Source organism: Parvibaculum sp., from assembly GCF_045863935.1.
Taxonomy (GTDB): domain Bacteria; phylum Pseudomonadota; class Alphaproteobacteria; order Parvibaculales; family Parvibaculaceae; genus Parvibaculum.
The window spans coordinates 1-20835 of sequence record NZ_BTVP01000008.1; the positions used below are offsets into that span (position 1 = coordinate 1).

Here is a 20835-nt window from a genome sequence, read left to right on the forward strand (position 1 = left end):
CGATGGGTCTCGTCAATGCGGTCGTTCCTGACGACAAGCTGGATGAGGAAGTGGAGGCCTGGTGCGCCGAACTCGTCGAGCGCAGTCCGACGGCGATTGCCATCGCCAAACGCTCTTTCAATGCCGACAGCGACAATATCCGTGGCATCGGCGGCCTCGGCCTTCAGGCCTTGCGTCTCTTCTACGAGACCGAGGAGTCTAAGGAAGGCGTGAAGGCACTCAGCGAAAAGCGCAAACCGGAATTCCGGAAGCATATGAAGTAGGTGGCATCTCGGACTTGGCATTCACGTCCGACCAGGAAGCCATTCGCGGCACGATTTGCGCGTGAGCGGCTTGCGCCCGGCTACAGGGCGCGCGCTGATCGGCCTGCAATGCCCCGGATCGGCCGCCGCCTCGCTGGAAGAAACCTGGAAATACATCACCGAGCGGACGGCCTTTGGCAATCCGCTCGCAAAATATCAGGGCGTGACGGAGCCGCTCGCCGAAGCCGAGACCTTTCTCGAGGCCGCCAGACTGCTCTGTTACAAGACGCTCTGGCTCAGGGAAATGGTCTGCCGCATACCGCCGAGGCGGCGATGTGCAAATGGTGGGTGCCCAAGACCGCTTTCCAGACGATTCACCGCTGCCTGCTGACACATGGTCATGGAGGCTACAGCACCGATCTTCCGCATCATCCGTGAACGACAGGGTCGCACCAGATCCTTACACGATTCCGCTCGACCGGATCGACGTCAGCGATCCGGAGCTCTACAGATCGAACCGGATGTGGTCTTACTTCGCGCGGCTGCGCCATGAAGACCCGGTGCATTACTGCGCCAACAGCGCTTATGGTCCTTTCTGGTCCGTGACCAGGTACAAGGACATCATGCACGTCGAATCCAGTCACGACGTATTCTCATCCGATGTCGCTTATGGCGGCGTTACGCTGCGCGAAGGCAATGCCGGCCTGATGCTGCCGATGTTCATCGCCATGGACCCGCCCAAGCACGATGTGCAGCGCAAGGTCGTGAGCCCGGTCGTTGCTCCCTCGAATCTGGCGAAGCTCGAGGCCACCATTCGTGAACGCGCCGGGAAGATATTCGACTCGCTCCCGCGGAACGAGCCCTTCAACTGGGTGGACCGCGTGTCCATCGAGCTCACGACGCAGATGCTGGCGACGCTGTTCGACTTCCCCTGGGAGGAGCGTCGGAACCTCACCCGCTGGTCGGACATGGTGACGTCGGAAGAAGCCTATCTGAGCAAGGAAGCCGAAGAGGAGAGAACGGCGCAACTCGGTGAGGCCGCCGCCGCATTCCTCGGCATGTGGAACGAACGCGTCAACGCGAGCGAGCCGGGCGGCGATCTCATTTCCATGCTGGCGCATGGCGAGGCCACGCGGAACATGTCTCAGGAAGAATATCTCGGAAACTGCTTTCTCCTGCTCGTCGGCGGCAACGACACGACGCGCAACTCGATCAGCGGCGGCCTGCTGGCATTGAGCCAGAATCCGGACCAGTACAAGAAGCTGCGGGACAATCCAGCGCTCGTCGAAAATATGGTCCCGGAAATCATCCGCTATCAGACGCCGCTCTCGCATATGCGCCGCACGGCGCTCTGCGACACCGAGCTCGGCGGCAAGCAGATCAGGAAGGGCGACAAGGTCGTCATGTGGTACGTCTCCGGCAACAGGGACGAAGACGCGATCGAAAATCCCAACAGCTTCATCGTCGAGCGCCCCCGGCCGCGCCAGCACCTTTCGTTTGGCTTCGGCATTCATCGTTGCATGGGAAACCGGCTTGCCGAGATGCAGCTCAGAATTGTGTGGGAAGAGATCCTGAAGCGCTGGCCGGACAAGCCTATCGAGGTGGTGGGCGAGCCGAAGCTCGTCTTCTCCAACTTCATCAAGGGCATCGAGGAATTGCCCGCGATAATCCGGGATTGATCCCGCGCCGCGCGCTACTTTCTGCGCGGCGCGAGGCCGTTCACGAGCAGGGCGATATATTCCTCGATCATTTTCTGGCCGGCGAGTTCGGTGTCGCGTTGATGCCAGTGACCGATTGAATTGAGCGCGCCCGCGAGCGCGAAAGCCGTGATCTTCGGGTCTGACGGGGCGATCGAGCCGTCGGCGATGCCATTGGAAATCAGCTCGCGAAGTTTGCGGTCGATCTCGGTTTTGACGCGCCTGACCTTCTTGCGGCTGGTGTCTGACAATTCGGCGTCGCTGATGCGAACGGCGCAACGGCCGAAATCCGTTTCGTTGATCCCGGCATAGCGTTTGAGATAGGCGACCAGGCGATCCAGGCCCGTCGTCTCCTCTGCGTCCGGCATCGCCTCGCCCGCGGCTTCCAGCGTATCGAGCCCGTGCTGGATGCAGGCAAACAGCATCGCTTCCTTGTTCTTGAAATAATAATAGAGCGTCGGCTTTGTCACGTTGAGAATCTGCGCGACTTCGTCCAGCGAGGCGCGGTGATAGCCCCGCTCCGCGAATACCCGCGCCGCCGCCGCCAGGACAGCCTCTTGCTTCAGGTTGCGTTCGCTCCTGCGATCGGGTGCCTTTTTCCACGGCGACGAGATTGCCTGACCCGACATCGATTCTTCTCCTTGTTCTCGGATTCGCGAGCATAGAGCGGGGCTTTGATTTGACAAGATACCATCCAGAAACTATGTTACCAAGAAGTAGAAACGGTCGTCGGAAATCGGCCGGTGGGGAGATTTGTCCTTGTATTTGACGCAAGCCATTCATCGCGCCGCCGCGACGACGCCAAGCGCCGTTGCAACGACATGCGCAGGCCGCAATCGCAGCTGGACCGAGGTGAAGGAACGCGTCGCGCGTCTTGCCGGCGCCCTGCAGGCTCTTGGCGTCGGCACGGGTGACCGCGTCGCTATACTGGCAATGAATTCGGACCGCTACTTCGAGACATATTTCGCCGTGCCCTGGTCGGGGGCGGTCATCGTGCCGATGAATGTCCGATGGTCGGTCGCAGAGCATGTCTATTCGATCGAGGATTCGGGCGCGACGATCCTCATCGTCGACGATGTCTTTCTTCCGACCGGTCTGGCCGTCCGGAAGGAATGTGAGCGCATCCGCCATGTGATCTATGCCGGTGACGGGCCTGTCCCCGAAGGTCTTCTCGGATATGAGGCGCTTGTCTCGGAAGCCGCCCCCGCACCCGACGCGGGACGCAATGGCAACGATCTCGCCGGCATCTTCTATACGGGCGGCACGACGGGTTTTCCCAAAGGCGTGATGCTGTCGCATCAGAGCCTGTGGACGAGTTCGCTCAGCATCGGCGCTGGCATCGGCCTCACCTCCTCGGTGCGTTACATTCACGCCGCGCCGATGTTTCATCTGGCTGACGGCGGAATGACCTATGCCGCCACGATCTATGGCGGATCGCATGTCTTCCTGCCGTCTTTCGACGCGAGCGCCTTCATCGCCCTCGTCGAGGCCGAGCGCGTCACCCATGCCTTGCTCGTCCCCACCATGATCCGGCTTCTGCTCGATTGCCCCGATCTGGCGAGCCGCGACATTTCATCGTTCGAACGCCTCGTCTACGGCGCCTCGCCCATGGCGGAGTCGCTGCTGCGCACGGCCATGGAACTCCTGCCCGGCATCGGCTTCGTTCAGGCCTATGGCCAGACGGAACTCTCGCCATTGGCAACGGTTCTCGGCTCCGAATGGCATGTCCTTAAAGGCCCGAAGGCCGGCAAGCTGCGTTCGGCCGGGCGGCCCGGACTATGTGTCGAGATCAGGATCGTCGGTGCGGATGGCAGCGAAGTGCCGCGCGGCTCGGTTGGCGAGGTCTGCGTCCGCGGTCCGAACGCAATGCTCGGTTACTGGAACCAGCCCGAGCAGACGGCGGCAACGCTCGTCGACGGCTGGATTCATACGGGCGACGGCGGATATCTGGACGAGGACGGCTTCCTCTACATCGTCGATCGCATCAAGGACATGATTGTTTCCGGCGGCGAGAATGTTTTCTCGGCGGAAGTGGAAAACGCGCTGATGCAGCATCCCGCCGTCAGCGAATGCGCCGTCATCGGTGTGCCCGACGAGAAATGGGGCGAGCGGGTGCACGCGATCGTCGTGCCGAAAGAGGGACATGCCGTGACGGCCGACGACATCGTCGCCCACTGCAAAGCGCTCATCGCCGGATACAAATGTCCCCGCAGCGTCGATGTGCGAAGCGAGCCTTTGCCCAAATCCGGCGCGGGAAAAATTCTGAAAGTCGACCTCCGCAAACCCTATTGGGCGGACAAGGGTCGAAACGTCAACTAGCGAAGGAACGGATCGATGAGTAATCGCGTCGTCGTGGCGGGGGTTGGCATGCTCCCGTTTGTAAAGCCTGGAGCGAGCGCCAATTACGACGAGATGGGCGCCGAGGCGATCCGTCTCGCGCTGGCGGATGCGGGGCTCTCTTATGAAACGATCGGGCAGGCCTATGCCGGCTGGGTCTATGGAGATTCAACCTCCGGTCAGGCCGCGCTCTACAAGGTCGGCCTTACCGGCATTCCGGTCGTCAACGTCAACAACAATTGCTCGACGGGCTCGTCGGCGCTCTTCCTCGCGCGCCAGGCCGTCGCGAGCGGCATCGTCGATTGCGCGCTTGCCTTCGGTTTCGAGCAGATGTCGCCGGGTGCACTCGGCACCGTCTTCAACGATCGTCCGGGACCGCTCGACGAATTCCTGAAAATTGCCGATGAATCCTTCCAGGGCGCCGATACGGTGCCGATGGCGCTGCGTCTCTTTGGCGGCGCGGGATATGAATACCAGCAGAAATACGGCGCGAAGGACGAGACCTTCGCCAAGGTGCGCGAGAAGGCAAGCCTGCATGCCATCCATAACGAGCGCGCGATCTTCCGGACCCATGTGACGGTCGACGAAGTACTCCAGTCGCCCAAGATGTTTCTCAATCTGACGCGGCTGCAGTGTTGTCCGCCGAGCTGCGGCGCGGCGGCGGCCGTCATCTGTTCGGAAGATTTCGCGCGCAAGCACAATGTCGATGCGCGGATCAGGATCGCCGGTCAGGCAATGACGACGGACTACCCTTCGACCTTCTCCGAGCGCAGCCTCATCAAGGTCGTGGGCTCGGACATGACGAAGGAAGCCGCGCGCAGCGTCTACGAGCAGGCGGGCATCGGACCGGAAGCGGTCGACGTCGCGGAACTGCACGACTGCTTCACCACGAACGAAGTCATCACCTATGAAGGTCTCGGCCTTTGCCCGGAAGGCGGCGCCGAAAAGTTCATTTGGGACGGCGACAACACCTATGGCGGCAAGGTCGTGACGAACCCGTCGGGCGGCCTCCTGTCCAAGGGGCATCCGCTGGGCGCCACCGGGCTCGGCCAATGCGCGGAACTCACATGGCAGTTGCGCGGTGCGGCCGGCAAGCGGCAGGTCGAAGGCGCGCGCGTTGCCCTTCAGCACAATCTGGGTCTGGGCGGCGCCTGCGTCGTCACCATGTATGAGCGCGCGGAGTAGACGTCATGATCGACAGGAATTTCATCGGCCATGAATTTCCTCCGGTCACCGTCGAGGCGGAGAAGGGGCGGCTGCGCTTCTTCGCCAAGGCGACGGGAAGCACGGACCCGATCTATTCGGATGAAGAGGCGGCTCGGAAGGCCGGGTACCGCGCCTTGCCGGCGCCCCCCACGTTTCTCTTCTCCCTCGAGATGGATCGGGACAATCCCTTCGACTTTCTCGAGCTTCTCGACATCGACATCGGGAAGATTCTGCATGGCGAGCAGGTATTCACCTATCACGCGCCGATCTGCGCGGGCGATCGCATCACCCTCAAATCGAAAATCGCGGATATCTACGACAAGAAGGGCGGCGCGCTCGAATTCCTGGTGATCGACACCGAAGCTCGAAATCAGGATGGCGCGCATGTTGCCGACATGCGCCGTTCCATTGTCGTGCGGCATGGCTAGGGGATGGAAATGACGAATATTCGAACGGCTGAAAAAGGCGCGGTCATCGGTCAGCTGACGACGGCCCCCATCATCCGGCACACGCTTGCGCTCTATTGCGGGGCCTCTGGCGATCACAACCCGATTCATGTCGATATCGACTTCGCCAGGGCGGCCGGCATGCCAGACGTCTTCGCGCACGGCATGTTGTCGATGGCCTATCTCGGTCGCCTGCTCACCGATCTTGTGCCGCAGACGACCTTGCGCAGCTTCTCGACGCGCTTCACCTCGATCACGCAGCTCGGCGCCGCAATAACCTGCACGGCAAAGCTGCTGGAGCGTTTCAAGGAGGGTGGGGAAGACCGCGCCCGCCTGGAACTGAGCGCCGTCGACCAGAACAACGACGTGAAACTGCTTGGCGAAGCCGTCGTCGCCTATTCAAGTTGAGGACAGAACAATGAAGAAACTCGAAGGCAAGGTCGCGCTCGTTTCCGGCTCGGGCCGCGGCATCGGCCGCGCGGTGGCGTTGAAGCTCGCAAGCGAAGGCGCGCGCGTCGTGATCAACGATATGGACAAGGACCCCGCGCAGGAGACGATCGAGGAGATTCGCGGTCTGGGCGGCGAGGCGACCGCCTGCATCGGCAGCGTCACCGAGGCGGATTTCGGCGACCGCTTCGTCAAGACGGCGCTCGATACCTATAACGGTCTCGACATCATCGTGAACAATGCGGGCTATACCTGGGACAGCGTCATTCAGAAGATGAGTGACGACCAGTTCCAGGCCATGCTCGACGTTCATCTCATGGCGCCATTCCGCATCTTGCGGGCCGCCGCCGAGCCCATCCGCATTTTCGCGAAGAACGAAGCGCAAAGGGGTGAGGAAGTCTTCCGCAAGGTGGTGAACATCTCTTCTCTGGCAGGGCTCGGGGGCAATGCCGGACAGGTGAGCTATTCCTCGGCAAAGGCGGCTCTGTCCGGAATGACAAAGACGCTCTCCAAGGAATGGGGGCGCTACAAGGTCAACGTCAACTGCGTTGCCTTCGGCCTCATCAAGACCCGCTTGACGCAGCCATTGACGGGCGAGGGCGCCAACATCGATGTCGAAGGCCGCAAGATTGCGGTCGGGGTGCAGCCCGCCTTCATCGACGCGATGGAAAAGCAGATGATCCCGCTTGGCCGTGGCGGTACGCCGGAAGAAGCGGCGAACGGCGTCTATCTCTTCTGCACGCCCGAGTCGAACTACATCAGCGGCCAGGTCATCGCTGTGAGCGGCGGCGCATCGCTCTAGAGGGTGTCGCATGACCTGCTCGCACATCCTCGTCGAACAAAAGGACGGCATCGGGCGGATCACCCTCAATCGGCCCGATATTCTGAACCCGCTCTGCACCGACATGCTGGCCCAGTGCCGGGAGGCGCTTGCCGGACTTCGCGAGAGCGGTGCCACCGTCATTGTCCTGACCGGCGCGGGCCGTGCGTTTTGCGCGGGCGCCGATCTGAAATTTCTGGAGCGAATGCTGCAGGAGAGCGAAGCCGGCGAGGACAGGCGCTACGAGGAAATGAACGGCACGCTGCTCGAAGGCCATGCGCTCATTCGGGATTTGCGGGCGTTTCCCGGCCCGGTCGTCTCGCTGGTGAACGGTCCCGCCGTCGGCGGCGGCGTCGGGCTCGCGCTCGCAGCCGACATCGTGCTGGCAGCGAAGTCCGCCTATTTCAGCCTTCCATTTGTGCCGAAGCTCGGCCTTGTTCCCGACCTCGGAGGCTTCGCCTCTATCCAGAACAGGATCGGCGCGGCCCGCGCGATGGGCCTCGCCTTGCTGGGCGACCCGCTGGATGCCGAAACGGCGGCCGATTGGGGATTGATCTGGCGTTGCGTCAAGGATCGTCACCTCGAAGAGGCAGCTGCGGAGCTTGCCGGCCGTCTGTCGTCCTCGCCGAAATCCGCGGTCGTGGCGCTCAAGCAGATGTCGGCACAGGCTTTGACGGATACCTTGCCCGCCTTTCTCGATCACGAACGGATGTTGCAGGCGAGCCTTTTCGCTGGCAGCGACGCAGCCGAGGGCCTCAGGGCCGTCATCGAAAAACGTCGCCCGGACTTCCGGCCGGCGTGACCGGTCTCGCCGCTCACACGAAGCTTGTCGCGACCTCGCCGATCCCCTGATCGAAGCGGCAAAGAACTTCGTCGCCCGCCGTCACCGGAAGCACGCGCACGAAGGAGCCCGTGAGGATCGTGTCTCCCGGCTCGAACGACGTGCCGAACTCGCCAAGCTTGTTCGCGAGCCAGGCGACGGCGGTCACCGGATTGCCGAGCACGGCGGAGGCTTCGCCCTCCAGTTCCTTCTTTCCGTTCATGTGCAGCGCGCCGCTGACGCGCCGGATGTCGATCTGGTCGAGCCGCCGCGGGTTCGCGCCCAGCACCACCGCGCCGCAGAAGGCCATGTCCGCAATATTGTCGATCACATTGAGACCCGGCTCGCGCTGAACGCGGAAATCGACGATCTCGATGGCCGGAAGCACGAAGTCCGTCGCGCGGATGACATCGACGGGCAGCACGCCCGGCCCCTTGAGCGGCTCCTTCATCACGAAGGCGATTTCCATTTCGACCATCGGCGCGAAAAAGCGGGACATCGGAATGGGCGTGCTCTCCGGCACGAAGAAATCGTCGGTGACGGCGCTGAAATCCGGCTCCGTCGTGCCGGAAAATTCCTGCATCGCCTTGGAGGTCAGGCCGACCTTGTAGCCCTTCACCTTGCCGCCTGCGGCAATCTTCCGCGCCACGAAGGCCTGCTGGATCCGGTAGGCGTCCTCCACCTCGATCCCCGGCCAGGTCTTGGTCAAAAGCGGCATGGGCTGCCGGCTGCGATAGACCTCGAAGAAATCGTCGACGATTTTTTCCCGCGTCGCGTTGTCCAGCATCTCAGTTTCCTTCTTTCTGCGCGGCCTTCACCGCTTCGAGATCGCCGCGCGCCGCCATGGAAAGGGCGTTGATGTCGGTCGTGGTTGAAATCATCTGGAAGCCCTGTTCGATGCGTAGCGGCGCGACCTTCGCATTCGACAAAACGGCCGTCGCGATATGGGCGGCGCGGGCGGCGGCGGACACCCGGGCGATGGCCTCGTCGAAGGCGAGTTTGCCGTCATTGTCGCCCGGCGGCAGGCCGAGCGCGATCGACAGGTCGAACGGGCCGACGAAAAGCGCGTCGACGCCCGGCACCGCGGCAATCTCTTCGACGGAGGCCAGCGCCTCCGGCGTCTCGATCATCGGGACGACGGCAACGCGGCTGTTCGCTTCGAGGAAATAGCCGGGCCCGTCGCGCATGCCGACGCGAACGGGGCCGAAGCTCCGCCGCCCCTTCGGCGGGTAGAGACACGCCTCCACCGCGTGCTTCGCGTCCTCGGCCGTCTGGATCATGGGAATGACGACGCCAAGCGCGCCCGCATCGAGAACGCGGCCGATGATGCCGGGGTCGTTCCACGGCACGCGCACGATGGGCACGGCGGGCGTCAGGTCGATGGCGCGGATCATGTTGAGCGCCGTCTCGTAATCCATACAGCCATGCTGCATGTCGACGAGCACCCAGTCGAAACCGGCGCGGCCGAGCGCTTCGGCGGTGAGAGGTTCGGGTATCATGCACCAGGCGCCGAGCGTGACCTCGCCCTTTGCCCAGCTTGCTTTCAATGACTTCGACAAGACGACGCTTCCCCCGGGAGCGCGGCCACCTGCAGCCGCAATTACTGAGTGTAATCAGAATTGATGAAAATCAGCAATAGGGCTTCGCCGCCGCGCCGCCTACGGCGCGATGCGCCGCTTCGCCGTCTCCACGCCCTGCAGTCTCAGCCCGTCGATCGAAAGCGCGAGCTTCGTGCGCAGCCTTTTCAGGAATGCCTGCTTCGTCGTCTGCCCGCTGAGCCAGCCGATGAGCCCGAGATAGTAGATGCCGAAAAAGGTCTCGCCGGCGAGCGTGAGGTCGATGTCGGACCTGATCTTCTCCCGCGCCCGGATGTTGACGATGATGTCGCCGATGCCGTCATAGATGATGCGCATCAGCAGGCGCACGTCTTCGCGACGCTCGGGTCCGGACAGGATGGTGATTTCCCGGATGAGCGCCCGCGCGAGCGGGAGGTCGCGATTGTGATAGGCGACCATGGCGCCGAAGACCTGCATGAGCTGATCGATCAGCGGCGCATCGGATGAGACTTTCCGGAAGGCCGTCTGCGACGTCTCGATCATCTCGTCCTTGAAGACCATGATGAGCAGGTCTTCCTTGGTCTTGGCGTAGAGAAAGAGGGTCCCCGTGCCGATATCGGCGCGATCGGCGATTTCCTGCGTGGTCGTCTCGTTGAAACCCTTGGCGGCGAAAAGATCCTTGGCGGCAGCGAGGATACGGTCGAGCTTTTCCTGCTTGTTGCGCTCGCGCCGTCCCATCGGAGGTGCCTTCTGGGGCGCGCGCTTCGCCGCCGGTTTCGTCCCTGCCTTGGTCACGCCGAGCCTGCTCTTTCTCGCAAATCCGTCAGGAGTTTCGATAGCGGAACAACTTGGCTGATCGTACCCCATTGTCAATCGCGCCTCTCGCATTCGCAGCACATTCTCCGGCTTGACTCCCGGCATAAAAATGAGTGTAGTCACAAATGAATTGAATCACAAACGGCGCGCCCCTGCAGGCGAAGCCGCTAATCGAGGGGAGGAGCCGCCATGCCGGCACGGACAGGCAGTGAGTTTCTGAAGGGACTGAGGGGAAGCCGGGAAATCTGGCTCGGTTCCGAAAAGGTCGCGGATATTGTCGACCATCCGGCCTTTGCCGGTGCGGCGCGCGGTCTCGCCGCCTTGTTCGATCTCCAGCACGAACATGCCGATGAGTGCCTGATGCCCGATCCGGAAACGGGCGAGATGATCAACGCGAGCCACATGATCCCGCGCTCGAAGGACGACATTCTGCGCCGCCACAAGGCGCTGCAGCGTCACGCCGAATATACCGTCGGGGTCATGGGCCGCTCGCCGGACTACATGAACGTCACCTATGCGGGCTTCGCCGGCCGCGCCGACGAATGGGGCGCGAACGGCAACGAGGAAGGCGCGGAGAATCTCGTCAATTATCAGAAATTCCTGCGTCGCAACGATATCTCGCTCACACACACGATCATCCACCCGACCGTCGACAAGGCGAGCGGCGATCTCGTGGGCCCGCCCAACGATGTGCCCCTGCACAAGGTCGGGGAGACGGAGCACGGCATCATCGTGCGCGGCGCCCGCGTGCTGGCGACGCTTGCGCCCTTCGCGGACGAGCTCGCCGTCTATCCGGCGCATCCCGTGCGCCCCGACGCGCATGACTACGCGCTCGCCTTCTGCATCCCGATGAGCACGCCCGGTCTCAAGTTTCTCTGCCGCGACAGCTGCTCGGGAACGCTGAACGTCCACGACCATCCGCTGTCCTCGCGCTTCGACGAGCAGGATGCCTTCGCGATCTTCGACGACGTGGAAGTGCCGTGGGACCGCATTCACATCAATTGCAATGTGCAGGTCTACAACCAGGTCATGTCGACGGGCTGGTTCCCCAACGTCATGCAGCAGACCATGATCCGGGCGCAGACCAAGCTCGAATTCGCCTGGGGCATCGCCACGCGCATGACGGAAGCCGTCGGCGGACTTCAGCCGCCCTCCGTCCAGATGCTGGGCGAACTCTGGAGCTACGGCGAATTCGCGCGTTCCTGCATCCACAGGGCCGAAGAAGACGCCTACGAGTTCGGCAATGGCGTCTGGTTCCCGCATGGCGCGCCGATGACGGCCCTGAAGTCGATGCTGCCGACCTGGTTCCCCCGGGTGAACGAAATCATCCGCCTCCTCGGCTCGCACAATCTCCTTGCCGCGCCCACAGAGGCCCAGCTCGCCAATCCCGAGCTGCGTCCCCTGATCGACCGCTACATGCATGGCGCGAACGGGATCGACGCAGAAACGCGCTCGCGTCTTTTTCGCCTCGCCTGGGACTTCACGGGCAGCGCGCTCGGCAGCCGCGGCGAGCAGTATGAACGCTTCTACCTCGCCTCCGGCGCGCGCAACCAGCAGGTGGCGCACATGATCGCCGACCGCGCCCGCGCGGACCGGCTCGTCGACCGCTTCATCAAGGAAGACACGGTCCTGGCGCCGGAACTTCAGCTCGCGGAGGCGGTGTGATGGCCGGTACCGTGAAAGTTGCAGGCGTCGAGGTTTCGGCCGATCACTGGATCGGCGGAAAGCGTGTCGCCTCGAAGCAGAAATTCGCCGACTTCTCGCCCGTCGACGGCTCGCATCTCGGCGACCTGTCGGCAGGTGGCGAGGCGGAGGCGGATGCGGCGGTCGCAGCGGCGCGCAAGGCCTTTCCGGCCTGGGCGGCGCTCGGCCCGAAGGGGCGTCTGCCGATCCTCAAGAAGTTCGCCGAGGGCATCAAGGCGCGGGTGAACGAACTCGCTGCGGTCGAGACCATGGACAATGGCTCGCTCCTCATGGGCAACGTCCATCGCGTCGTGCCGCGTGCCGCGCAGAATATCGAGTTCTTCGCCGACTGGGCGCTGACGCTCGACGGGCATTCGATCGAAGGGCCCGAAGTCGTGAACCATGTGAAATACGATCCTTCCGGCGTTGCCGTGCTCATCACACCGTGGAACGCACCCCTGATGCTGACCACATGGAAGGTCGGTCCGGCACTCGCGGCGGGCAACACGGTCGTCGTGAAGCCGCCGGAATGGGCGCCGCTCACCTGCTCCCTCATGGCCGATATCGCGCATGAGGCCGGTCTGCCGGCCGGCGTTCTCAACGTCGTGCAGGGGATCGGCGAGGAGGCGGGCGATGCGCTTGTGAACCATCCCGACGTCGACCGCATCAGCTTCACCGGCTCGACCGACACGGCGAAGATCATCGGTCAGGCCGCCGCGCGTTCGATCACGCCCATGAGCGCCGAGCTTGGCGGCAAGTCGCCTTTCATCGTCTGTGCCGATGCCGATCTCGATGCAGCCGCGCAAACGGTCGCCGGGCAATACATGAATGCGGGTCAGGTCTGCCTCGCGGGCACCCGCATCATGGTCGAGAAGAAGATCGAGAAAGAGTTCCTCGAAAAAGTGCGCGGCGCCGCAAGCCACATGATCGTCGGCGACCCGCGTGACAAGGATACGCGCGTCGGTCCCTTGATCCACAAGGAGCACTTCGAGCGCGTCGCCGGTTTCGTCGAGCGGGCCAGGGCGGATGGCGCCGTACCGCTCTGGGGCGGGGGACGCTCCAACTTCGGCGAACTCTATTTCGAACCGACGCTCTTTGCTCATGTGACGCCGGAACTCGAAATCGCGCAGCGCGAGGTCTTCGGCCCGGTCCTCACCTGGCAGAGCTTTTCCTCCGACGACGAGGTGATCGAGCTTGCCAACAACACGCGTTACGGTCTCGCAGGCACCTTGTTCAGCCGCAACGAGAAGCGCGCAATGGACATTGCCTCGCGCGTCACGGCCGGCACGCTCTGGGTCAACTGCTTCTTCGTCCGCGATCTCGCGGCGCCTTTCGGCGGCGCGAAGGACTCCGGCCTTGGCCGCGAGGGCGGCACCTGGAGCTTCGACTTCTACACAGACATAAAAAACATTTCGGTCCGCAAGGGATCGTTCGCCTGAGGGGAGGCATACATGGTTCAGGTAACGGAACTCGGCTACATGGGGCTCGGCGTGAAGAGCCTCAACGACTGGAAGGACTACGCAACGAAGATCCTCGCCCTCGAGGTCGCCGATGAGGGCGAGGCGGGCCGCTGCTATCTCCGCATGGACTACTGGCATCACCGCATCATCCTCGAAGAGGACGGCACGGACGATCTGAATTTCCTCGGCTTCCGCGTCGCGGGCGTCGAGGAGTTTCGGGAGATGCACAGGAAGCTCGTCAATGCCGGTATCGACGTGCGGATCGGCTCTTATGAAGAAGCGGCGGACCGCCGCGTCCTCGAAGTGATGAAGCTCAAGGATGCAAGCGGCTTCCCGATCGAGATTTTCCACGGGCCGCAGGTTCAGTCCGACAAGCCTTTCCATCCCGGGCGGCGCATGCATGGCCGCTTCAAGACGGGCGAGGGCGGGCTCGGCCATCTTATCCAGAAGGAAACGGTCGGCTTCGACAAGACCTATGAGTTCTACAAGCTGCTCGGCATGCGCGGCGGCATCGAATACCGCATTCCCTTCCCCGGCCTCGACAGGCCGTTCGACCTCATGTTCATGCATTGCAACACGCGCGACCACACGGTGGCCTTCGGTCCGCCCGGCGAAAAGCGCATCAACCACCTGATGCTCGAGGTGGAAAGTTTCGACGATGTCGGCCTCACCTATGAGATCGTCCGTCAGGCGGGCATCCCCATCACCATGACGCCGGGGCGCCACGCGAACGATCACATGTATTCCTTCTACTTCCTCAACCCGTCCGGCTTTATGTGCGAAGTGGGCTGGGGCGCGCGCGAGGCGACGCATCAGTCGGAATATTACCAGCGCGACACCTACGGCCATGAGCAGAACGAAGAAGTCATGAAAAAGGGGCTGATGGAAGTGTGACGCGGGCGTCCATTCCACATCGCCGAACAAAAGAGGGAGGAAAACATATGTCGGTTCTGGACGGTCCGCGCGAGGAATGGCGGCGCATCCTGCATCAGGGAACGCCTGTCTGGGTGAAACCGGAGGAGGGCGGCAAGCTACGTCTCGGAGACGGGCGGACGGTGGAGGAAGCAAGTGCGACCTATCTTCCGCCCTGCGATCCCACGAAAATCATCTGCATCCATCTGAACTACGATTCGCGCCGCGTCGAGTTCAAGGCGCCGCCGCTCGTCACGCCGACTTACTTTCAGAAGCCGCTGACGACGCTCAATTCCCATCGCGGCTTCCTGAACCGTCCGGCGGATTGCCGCTACCTGAACTACGAAGGCGAGATCGCGGCGATCGTCGGCAAGCCCATGCGCAATGTCGCACCCGACGAAGTGTGGGACTGCCTCGCGGGTTTCGCCCCGGCCAACGATGTCGGCGCGCAGGATTTCCGCGACACGGATGCGGGTTCCATGTTGCGCGTCAAGGGGCAGGACGGCTTCTGCCCCGTCGGTCCGGGCATCGTGCGCGGCGTCGACATCCGCAAGGAGAGAGTGCGCACCTATATCAACGGTAAGGCGGTGCAGGACGGTCCCGTCAGCGAAATGACCTTCCCCATCGACTATATTTTCGCCGACCTTTCGCGCCACATCACCTTCCTGCCGGGCGACATCGTCTTGACGGGCACGCCCGCCAACTCGCGGCCCATGAATATCGGCGACGTCGTCGAGGTCGAGGTCACGGGCATCGGCCGCATCTCGAACACGGTGCAGGAAGCGCCCGCGCCTGCGCATAATGTCGGCCACCAGCCGACCGACAGCGACGCCGTGCGCCGCGTGGCGCTCGGACAGTTCTGACAATACGTGCTCGCGCTGTGGAATGGGACCGCCGGACGGCGGTCCCTTCCGTCGTGCCTTGCGTCTTCTCCCCAAAGCTCTGCTATCCTCCCGGAAACGCATTTCGGCCGCCCTCGCGCCGGGCAGGAAAATCAGGGAGACGTCCGATGACCGATACCGCCTACACGCCGCCGAAGGTCTGGACCTGGGAAAAGGACCGGAACGAAAACCGCTTCTCCAACATCAACCGGCCGATCGCCGGTGCGACGCATGAGAAGGAGCTCCCTGTCGGCAAGCATCCCCTCCAGCTCTATTCGCTGGCGACGCCGAACGGCGTCAAGGTCACGGTGATGCTGGAAGAACTGCTGGAAGCGGGCCACAAGGGCGCCGAGTACGACGCCTGGCTCATCAATATCGGCGAGGGCAATCAGTTCGGCTCGGATTTCGTCGCCATCAATCCGAATTCGAAAATTCCCGCCCTCATGGACCGCAGCACGAACCCGCCGACGCGCATCTTCGAGAGCGGCGCGATCCTTCTCTACCTCTCGGAAAAATTCGGCGGTGCTTTCCAGCCCAGGGATCTGACGAAGCGCGCCGAATGCTGGTCCTGGCTCATGTGGCAGATGGGCTCGGCCCCCTATCTCGGCGGCGGCTTCGGCCATTTCTATGCCTATGCGCCGGTCAAGATCGAATATGCCATCGACCGTTTCGCGATGGAGGTGAAGCGCCAGCTCGACGTGCTCGACAGGCGCCTTGCCGAAAGCGAATACATCGCCGGCCCCGACTACACCATCGCCGACATGGCGATCTGGCCGTGGTACGGCGCGCTGGCAAAAGGCCTCCTCTACGGCGCGGCCGAATTCCTCAGCGTCCACGAATACAAGCACGTCAACCGCTGGACCGAGCAGATTTCAGCGCGCCCCGCCGTTCAGCGCGGCCGCATGGTCAACCGCACCTGGGGCGAGCCCGGAAGCCAGCTTCCCGAGCGGCATGATGCCTCGGACTTCGAGAAAGTCGCGAAGGCCGAAAGCTGACCGCATCTTTTTCCGCTTTCGTATCGAGGACAGGAATGCTGACGACCGAAAAGCTTGCCGAGCCGCTTTCTCTCGCGCACGGACCGGCCATGAAGAATCGCTTCATGCTGGCGCCGCTCACCAACACGCAGAGCCATGCCGATGGCCGCCTCTCCGACGATGAATTCCGCTGGCTCACCATGCGCGCGGAAGGCGGCTTCGGCCTCACCATGACCTGCGCGGCCCATGTCCAGGCGGGCGGACAGGGCTTTCCCGGCCAGCTCGGCGTCTGGGACGACAGGCACCTCGAAGGCCTCACCCGTCTCGCGGCCGCCATCAAGGCGCAGGATTCGGTTTCGTCCCTCCAGCTTCACCACGCGGGCATCCGCTCGCCGAAGGACATCGTGGGCGATGTCGTCGGCGCTTCGGACGACAAGGACACCGGCGGTCGCGCGCTCAAGACTGCCGAGGTCGAAAAGCTGCGCGACGATTTCATTGCTGCGGCAAAGCGTGCGGAGAAAGCAGGCTTCGATGGCGTCGAGGTTCATGGCGCGCATGGCTACATTCTCGCGCAGTTCCTCTCGCCGGAGGTGAACCAGCGCAACGACATCTATGGCGGCTCGCTCGAAAACCGCGCGCGTCTGATTTTCGAGATCGTCAACGGCATCCGCGCCGCCTGCCGCCCGGACTTCCAGCTGGGCATCCGCCTGTCGCCGGAGCGTTTCGGCCTGAAGCTCGCCGAAGTGCGCGACGTCGCGACCGAACTTCTCTCCGCCGCGAAGATCGACTTCCTCGACATGTCGCTATGGGACGTGAAGAAGGAACCCGTCGAGGAAGAATTCCAGGGCCGTTCGCTGATGAGCTTCTTCACGGACTTGGCCCGCGGCAATGTCCGCCTCGGGGCGGCGGGCAAGATCATGAGCACTGAGGACGCCGCCGGCGTCATCGAGGCCGGATGCGACTTTGCGGTGATCGGCCGCGCCGCGATCCTGCACCACGATTTCCCGCGCCGGGCCCTGGCAGACGCCGCCTATGTCGCGCCCTCGCTCCCGGTCACGGAACAGCATCTCCGCGACGAGGGGCTCGGCTCTGCCTTCATCGCCTATATGAAGGGTTGGAAGGGCTTCGTCGTGGAAGAAGCCGCCTGAGCCCTCACCACGTATCGATAAACGGGCGAGACGGCTTCGCTTCCATCGGCGGCAGGGACTTCAGTCCGCGGACGATCCAGTGCCGCGTCTCCGCCGGGTCGATCACCGCATCGATCTCCAGGAACGACGCCATGTTGGTCGCCTTGCCGTTCTCGTAATAGCGGTCGACCATCTTGCGGTAGAAGGCGTCGCGCTCCTCCATATCCTCGATCGCCTCCATCTCGCGGCGATAGCCGAGCCTCACCGCCCCTTCGAGCCCCATACCGCCGAATTCGCCCGTCGGCCAGGAGATATTGAAGAAGGGTGCGTGGAAGCTTCCCGCTGTCATCGCCTGCGCGCCGAGCCCATAGCCCTTGCGCAACACAACCGCGAACAGCGGCACGGTCATATTCGCCGCCGTCACGAACATGCGGCTCACATGCCGCACCTGCGCTTCTTTCTCGATCTCGGGGCCCACCATGAAGCCCGGCGTATCGCAGAGCGACAGGATCGGCAGCCCGAACGCGTCGCAAAGCTGCATGAAGCGCGCCGCCTTGTCGGCCGCTTCCGCGTCGATGGCGCCGCCCAGATGATAGGGATTGTTCGCGATCAGCCCCATCGGCCGCCCCTCCATGCGGATAAGCGCTGTCTTGATGCCGATGCCGAAATCCTTGCGCAGTTCGAGCACCGAGCCCTTGTCCGCCAGCCCCTCGATCACGCGCCCGACATCATAGGCGCGCAGGCGGTTCTCCGGGATCGCGTGGCGCAGCAGCCGCTGGTCGCCCGCTTCCCATGTCTCCACAGGCCCCTGGAAATAGGAGAGATATTTCTGGCAGGCCTCGATCGCCTCTTCTTCGTCCTGCACGAAAATGTCGATGACGCCGTTCTTGCGCTGCACCTCGGCGGGGCCGACTTCTTCAGGCTGATAGACGCCGAGCCCGCCGCCCTCGATCATCGCGGGCCCGCCCATGCCGATATTGGAATCGGCCGTCGCGATGATGACGTCGCAGCAGCCGAGCAGCGCGGCATTCCCCGCAAAGCAGCGCCCCGCCGTCATGCCGACGAGAGGCACCTTGCCTGAAAGCGTCGCGAAGGTGTGGAAGCTCGGCGTGTCGAGCCCCGCCACGCCCGCCACGTCCGTGTCGCCCGGCCTTCCGCCGCCGCCTTCCGCCAGCAGCACGATGGGCAACTTCTGGTCCCGCGCAAGGAAGAGCATGCGGTCCATCTTCTTGTGGTTCATCGCGCCCTGCGTGCCCGCGAACACGGTGAAGTCGTAGCCCATGACGAGCGCGCGCGCCTTCTCCTCGCCGAAGAGCGAGGCGTTCACCGTGCCGATCCCGGAGACGAGCCCGTCCGCCGGGCTCATCTTCAGAAGCTCTTCCATGCTCCGCCGCCGGCGCTGCGCGGCAAGCGCCAGCGCGCCATATTCGATGAAGCTTCCCTCGTCGCAGAGATGCGCGATGTTCTCGCGCACCGTGCGCTGGTTGCGCTTGCGCCGCCGCGCCACGGCGTCGGGCCGGTTCTCGTCGAGGCCCAGTGCATGCCGGTCAATGACGTGTTGCAGGTCCGGCCGGATGTAATCCGGATCGACCGTCTCTTCCGCTACCGTCAGCGCATCGCCGTCCGCGCCTTCCTCGATGAAGAGGATCGGTTCGCCCTCCATCAGCGTCGCATTCGCAATCGCCGCCACCTTGCGCACCGTGCCGCCGAAGGGCGCGGCGATGGTGTGTTCCATCTTCATCGCCTCCAGCACGGCGATCTGCTGCCCTTTCGCCACGCGGGCGCCTTCCGCCACGTCGACGGAAATGACCTTGCCCTGCATCGTCGAGGGAACGGGCGTCGTCCCCGCCGGTCCTTCCACATGATGTCGCGCCGCTTCCGCCGCCGCATGGCCGTTGCCCGCGAAGAAGCGGGGCGCCTCCGCTTCCGCCTTCGCCAGTTCGCCCGCATGTTCGGCGATGAAGCTCGTATGGACCTCGTTTGCCTGCACGTCACTCCGCGCCATCAGCGCCTGCAGGAAGGAAAGATTGGTCGTCACGCCCTCGATCTGGAATTCGCTGAGCGCGCGCCGCGCGCGGGCAGCGGCCGAGGCATAGTCCGGCGCGGGCGAATGCGCGATGAGCTTCGCGATCAGCGAGTCGTAATGCGGGCTCGTGCGATATCCGGCATAGCCGAACGTGTCCACGCGGATGCCCGGTCCCGAAGGCGGAGAGAAGGAAGTGAGCGTGCCGCCCGTCGGCACCGCTTCGCCCGCCTCGTTCATCCGCTCCATGTTCACGCGAAGCTCGATTGCAAAGCCGCGCGGGGCCGGCGTCTCCGTCAGCCCCACATCCTTCAGCGTCTCGCCCGCCGCGATCCTGAGTTGCGTCTTCACGAGGTCGACGCCCGTCACTTCCTCGGTGACGGTATGTTCCACCTGCAATCGCGGATTGGCCTCCATGAAGGCGATGGCGGCGTCGGGCGTCGCCGCCTCCATGTCGATCAGGAATTCGAACGTGCCGAGACCCTTATAAGCGGCGGCACTCGCAAGCTTGCGCGCCGCATGCACGAGCCGCTGGCGCATCTCATCGTCGAGCGTCGGGCTCGGCGCGATTTCCACGACCTTCTGGTTGCGCCTCTGCAGCGTGCATTCGCGCTCGCCGAGATCGACGACGTTCTTCCCGTCGCCCACGATCTGGATTTCGATGTGCCGCGCGCGTGCGATCAGCTTCTCGACATAGATATCCCCGCTGCCGAAGGCCGCCACCGCTTCCGAGCGGCAGCGCTCATAGGCTTCAGCAAGGTCCTTGGGGTCGCTCACCGCGCGCATGCCGCGCCCGCCGCCACCCGCCAGCGCTTTCAGCATCACGGCCGCGTTCGGCCCCAGCCCCTCCATGAAACCGCGCGCCTCATCGAGGCTCGTCGCAGCTTTCGTGCCGGGAAAGAGCGGCACGCCGAGCGTCTCCGCCAATGCGCGCGCTTTCGCCTTGTCGCCGAACAGGCGAAGTGCTTCCGGCGAGGGCCCCACGAAGACGATGCCCTCCTTGGCGCAGGCTTCCGCGAAAGCCGCATTCTCGCTCAGGAACCCGTAGCCCGGATGGATCGCGTCGCATCCCGCCTTTTTGGCCTCGGCGACGATCTGCGCGATGTCGAGATAGGCGGCGGCGCCCGTGCCGGTCAACGGCAGCGCCTCGTCGGCGGCCCGCACATGCAGCGACAGCGCATCGTCCTCGGCGAACACGGCGACGGTCCGCAATCCGAGTTCCGCACCCGCGCGCGCGATGCGCACGGCAATCTCGCCGCGATTGGCGATCAACAGGCTTTTCATGGAATAGGGCCTCCCTCGCCCATCAATTGCTTTTGACAATTTGAGTAGGGAGGTGCGGCCCGCCTGTCAAACGCCGTTCGCTCGGGGAACAGACAGGAAACGCG

Annotated in this window: 19 protein-coding genes and 1 pseudogene; 15 read left to right on the forward strand and 5 right to left on the reverse strand. The window is 63.5% G+C overall.

Translation table 11 applies throughout. The features are described 5' to 3' along the window. The 3 genes and pseudogenes from ACKUUH_RS04950 to ACKUUH_RS04960 all read left to right on the forward strand — a co-directional run. The coding region (locus ACKUUH_RS04950) for an enoyl-CoA hydratase-related protein (protein WP_407948759.1) at positions 1 to 263 on the forward strand (263 nt) is incomplete at its 5' end. Between the two features lie 61 nt (positions 264 to 324). Further along, positions 325 to 680, forward strand: a pseudogene (locus ACKUUH_RS04955) (acyl-CoA dehydrogenase family protein). Further along, positions 677 to 1921 (forward strand): cytochrome P450, encoded by a 1245-nt coding sequence (locus tag ACKUUH_RS04960; protein ID WP_407948760.1) that lies wholly within the window; start codon positions 677 to 679, stop codon positions 1919 to 1921. The pseudogene ACKUUH_RS04955 and the gene ACKUUH_RS04960 overlap by 4 nt, the downstream one beginning before the upstream one ends. Before the next feature lie 14 nt (positions 1922 to 1935). Here the strand turns inward: ACKUUH_RS04960 and ACKUUH_RS04965 are convergent, their stop codons facing one another. Then, positions 1936 to 2568: a TetR/AcrR family transcriptional regulator gene (locus tag ACKUUH_RS04965; RefSeq protein ID WP_407948761.1), complete on the reverse strand. Its 633-nt coding sequence runs from the start codon at positions 2566 to 2568 to the stop codon at positions 1936 to 1938. Between the two features lie 130 nt (positions 2569 to 2698). Here ACKUUH_RS04965 and ACKUUH_RS04970 point away from each other — a divergent pair, with 130 nt between their 5' ends. The 6 genes from ACKUUH_RS04970 to ACKUUH_RS04995 are packed head-to-tail and all read left to right on the forward strand — an operon-like array spanning position 2699 to position 7997. After that, positions 2699 to 4258, forward strand: coding sequence for a long-chain-fatty-acid--CoA ligase (locus ACKUUH_RS04970; RefSeq protein ID WP_407948762.1), 1560 nt, complete (start codon positions 2699 to 2701; stop codon positions 4256 to 4258). Positions 4259 to 4273: 15 nt separating this feature from the next. Continuing rightward, the gene (locus ACKUUH_RS04975) at positions 4274 to 5461 is read left to right on the forward strand and encodes a lipid-transfer protein (protein ID WP_407948763.1); all 1188 of its coding nucleotides are present in this window, start codon (positions 4274 to 4276) and stop codon (positions 5459 to 5461) included. Between the two features lie 5 nt (positions 5462 to 5466). Further along, complete coding sequence (locus ACKUUH_RS04980; RefSeq protein ID WP_407948764.1) at positions 5467 to 5910, forward strand: MaoC family dehydratase N-terminal domain-containing protein; 444 nt, start codon at positions 5467 to 5469, stop codon at positions 5908 to 5910. A gap of 9 nt (positions 5911 to 5919) precedes the next feature. Continuing rightward, entirely contained in the window at positions 5920 to 6336 is a 417-nt protein-coding gene (locus tag ACKUUH_RS04985; RefSeq protein ID WP_407948765.1) for a MaoC family dehydratase, read from the forward strand. A gap of 10 nt (positions 6337 to 6346) precedes the next feature. Beyond that, on the forward strand, positions 6347 to 7177 hold the full coding sequence (locus ACKUUH_RS04990; RefSeq protein ID WP_407948766.1) for an SDR family NAD(P)-dependent oxidoreductase: 831 nt from the start codon (positions 6347 to 6349) through the stop codon (positions 7175 to 7177). Positions 7178 to 7187: 10 nt separating this feature from the next. Next, the gene (locus tag ACKUUH_RS04995; RefSeq protein ID WP_407948767.1) at positions 7188 to 7997 is read left to right on the forward strand and encodes an enoyl-CoA hydratase-related protein; all 810 of its coding nucleotides are present in this window, start codon (positions 7188 to 7190) and stop codon (positions 7995 to 7997) included. Positions 7998 to 8010: 13 nt separating this feature from the next. Here the strand turns inward: ACKUUH_RS04995 and ACKUUH_RS05000 are convergent, their stop codons facing one another. The 3 genes from ACKUUH_RS05000 to ACKUUH_RS05010 form a co-directional block, all read right to left on the reverse strand. Then, positions 8011 to 8802, reverse strand: coding sequence for a 2-keto-4-pentenoate hydratase (locus tag ACKUUH_RS05000; protein WP_407948768.1), 792 nt, complete (start codon positions 8800 to 8802; stop codon positions 8011 to 8013). Position 8803: 1 nt separating this feature from the next. After that, the gene (locus ACKUUH_RS05005) at positions 8804 to 9574 is read right to left on the reverse strand and encodes an HpcH/HpaI aldolase family protein (RefSeq protein ID WP_407948769.1); all 771 of its coding nucleotides are present in this window, start codon (positions 9572 to 9574) and stop codon (positions 8804 to 8806) included. Positions 9575 to 9673: 99 nt separating this feature from the next. Continuing rightward, on the reverse strand, positions 9674 to 10366 hold the full coding sequence (locus ACKUUH_RS05010; protein ID WP_407948770.1) for a TetR/AcrR family transcriptional regulator: 693 nt from the start codon (positions 10364 to 10366) through the stop codon (positions 9674 to 9676). Between the two features lie 210 nt (positions 10367 to 10576). Between ACKUUH_RS05010 and ACKUUH_RS05015 the strand changes: the two genes are divergently transcribed. The 6 genes from ACKUUH_RS05015 (at position 10577) to ACKUUH_RS05040 (ending at position 17445) form a co-directional block, all read left to right on the forward strand. Continuing rightward, complete coding sequence (locus ACKUUH_RS05015; protein WP_407948771.1) at positions 10577 to 12052, forward strand: 4-hydroxyphenylacetate 3-hydroxylase family protein; 1476 nt, start codon at positions 10577 to 10579, stop codon at positions 12050 to 12052. Then, on the forward strand, positions 12052 to 13509 hold the full coding sequence (locus tag ACKUUH_RS05020; RefSeq protein WP_407948772.1) for an aldehyde dehydrogenase: 1458 nt from the start codon (positions 12052 to 12054) through the stop codon (positions 13507 to 13509). The genes ACKUUH_RS05015 and ACKUUH_RS05020 overlap by 1 nt, the downstream gene beginning before the upstream one ends. Before the next feature lie 12 nt (positions 13510 to 13521). Continuing rightward, on the forward strand, positions 13522 to 14424 hold the full coding sequence (locus ACKUUH_RS05025) for a VOC family protein (RefSeq protein WP_407948773.1): 903 nt from the start codon (positions 13522 to 13524) through the stop codon (positions 14422 to 14424). Positions 14425 to 14471: 47 nt separating this feature from the next. After that, positions 14472 to 15305 carry a fumarylacetoacetate hydrolase family protein gene (locus ACKUUH_RS05030; RefSeq protein WP_407948774.1) on the forward strand — a complete coding sequence of 278 codons (834 nt, stop codon included), beginning with the start codon at positions 14472 to 14474 and terminating at the stop codon, positions 15303 to 15305. Between the two features lie 146 nt (positions 15306 to 15451). Further along, positions 15452 to 16318 (forward strand): glutathione-dependent disulfide-bond oxidoreductase, encoded by an 867-nt coding sequence (yghU, locus tag ACKUUH_RS05035; RefSeq protein WP_407948776.1) that lies wholly within the window; start codon positions 15452 to 15454, stop codon positions 16316 to 16318. A 35-nt stretch (positions 16319 to 16353) separates the two neighbouring features. Beyond that, positions 16354 to 17445: an NADH:flavin oxidoreductase gene (locus ACKUUH_RS05040; RefSeq protein ID WP_407948777.1), complete on the forward strand. Its 1092-nt coding sequence runs from the start codon at positions 16354 to 16356 to the stop codon at positions 17443 to 17445. Positions 17446 to 17449: 4 nt separating this feature from the next. On the opposite strand, the gene ACKUUH_RS05045 is transcribed toward ACKUUH_RS05040, so the two are convergent. Continuing rightward, positions 17450 to 20731, reverse strand: a complete 3282-nt coding sequence (locus tag ACKUUH_RS05045) for a carboxyl transferase domain-containing protein (protein WP_407948779.1) — start codon at positions 20729 to 20731, stop codon at positions 17450 to 17452. Between the last annotated feature and the right edge of the window lie 104 nt (positions 20732 to 20835).

Excerpts from the sequence above, each read along its gene's own strand:
- yghU (WP_407948776.1), top strand. The coding sequence starts at position 15,452 with ATGACCGATACCGCCTACACGCCGCCGAAGGTCTGGACCTGGGAAAAG.
- ACKUUH_RS05040 (WP_407948777.1), top strand. The coding sequence starts at position 16,354 with ATGCTGACGACCGAAAAGCTTGCCGAGCCGCTTTCTCTCGCGCACGGA.
- ACKUUH_RS04965 (WP_407948761.1), bottom strand. The coding sequence starts at position 2,568 with ATGTCGGGTCAGGCAATCTCGTCGCCGTGGAAAAAGGCACCCGATCGC.
- ACKUUH_RS04990 (WP_407948766.1), top strand. The coding sequence starts at position 6,347 with ATGAAGAAACTCGAAGGCAAGGTCGCGCTCGTTTCCGGCTCGGGCCGC.
- ACKUUH_RS04980 (WP_407948764.1), top strand. The coding sequence starts at position 5,467 with ATGATCGACAGGAATTTCATCGGCCATGAATTTCCTCCGGTCACCGTC.
- ACKUUH_RS05045 (WP_407948779.1), bottom strand. The coding sequence starts at position 20,731 with ATGAAAAGCCTGTTGATCGCCAATCGCGGCGAGATTGCCGTGCGCATC.
- ACKUUH_RS05020 (WP_407948772.1), top strand. The coding sequence starts at position 12,052 with ATGGCCGGTACCGTGAAAGTTGCAGGCGTCGAGGTTTCGGCCGATCAC.
- ACKUUH_RS04985 (WP_407948765.1), top strand. The coding sequence starts at position 5,920 with ATGACGAATATTCGAACGGCTGAAAAAGGCGCGGTCATCGGTCAGCTG.
- ACKUUH_RS04995 (WP_407948767.1), top strand. The coding sequence starts at position 7,188 with ATGACCTGCTCGCACATCCTCGTCGAACAAAAGGACGGCATCGGGCGG.
- ACKUUH_RS04975 (WP_407948763.1), top strand. The coding sequence starts at position 4,274 with ATGAGTAATCGCGTCGTCGTGGCGGGGGTTGGCATGCTCCCGTTTGTA.
- ACKUUH_RS05030 (WP_407948774.1), top strand. The coding sequence starts at position 14,472 with ATGTCGGTTCTGGACGGTCCGCGCGAGGAATGGCGGCGCATCCTGCAT.
- ACKUUH_RS05000 (WP_407948768.1), bottom strand. The coding sequence starts at position 8,802 with ATGCTGGACAACGCGACGCGGGAAAAAATCGTCGACGATTTCTTCGAG.
- ACKUUH_RS05025 (WP_407948773.1), top strand. The coding sequence starts at position 13,522 with ATGGTTCAGGTAACGGAACTCGGCTACATGGGGCTCGGCGTGAAGAGC.
- ACKUUH_RS05015 (WP_407948771.1), top strand. The coding sequence starts at position 10,577 with ATGCCGGCACGGACAGGCAGTGAGTTTCTGAAGGGACTGAGGGGAAGC.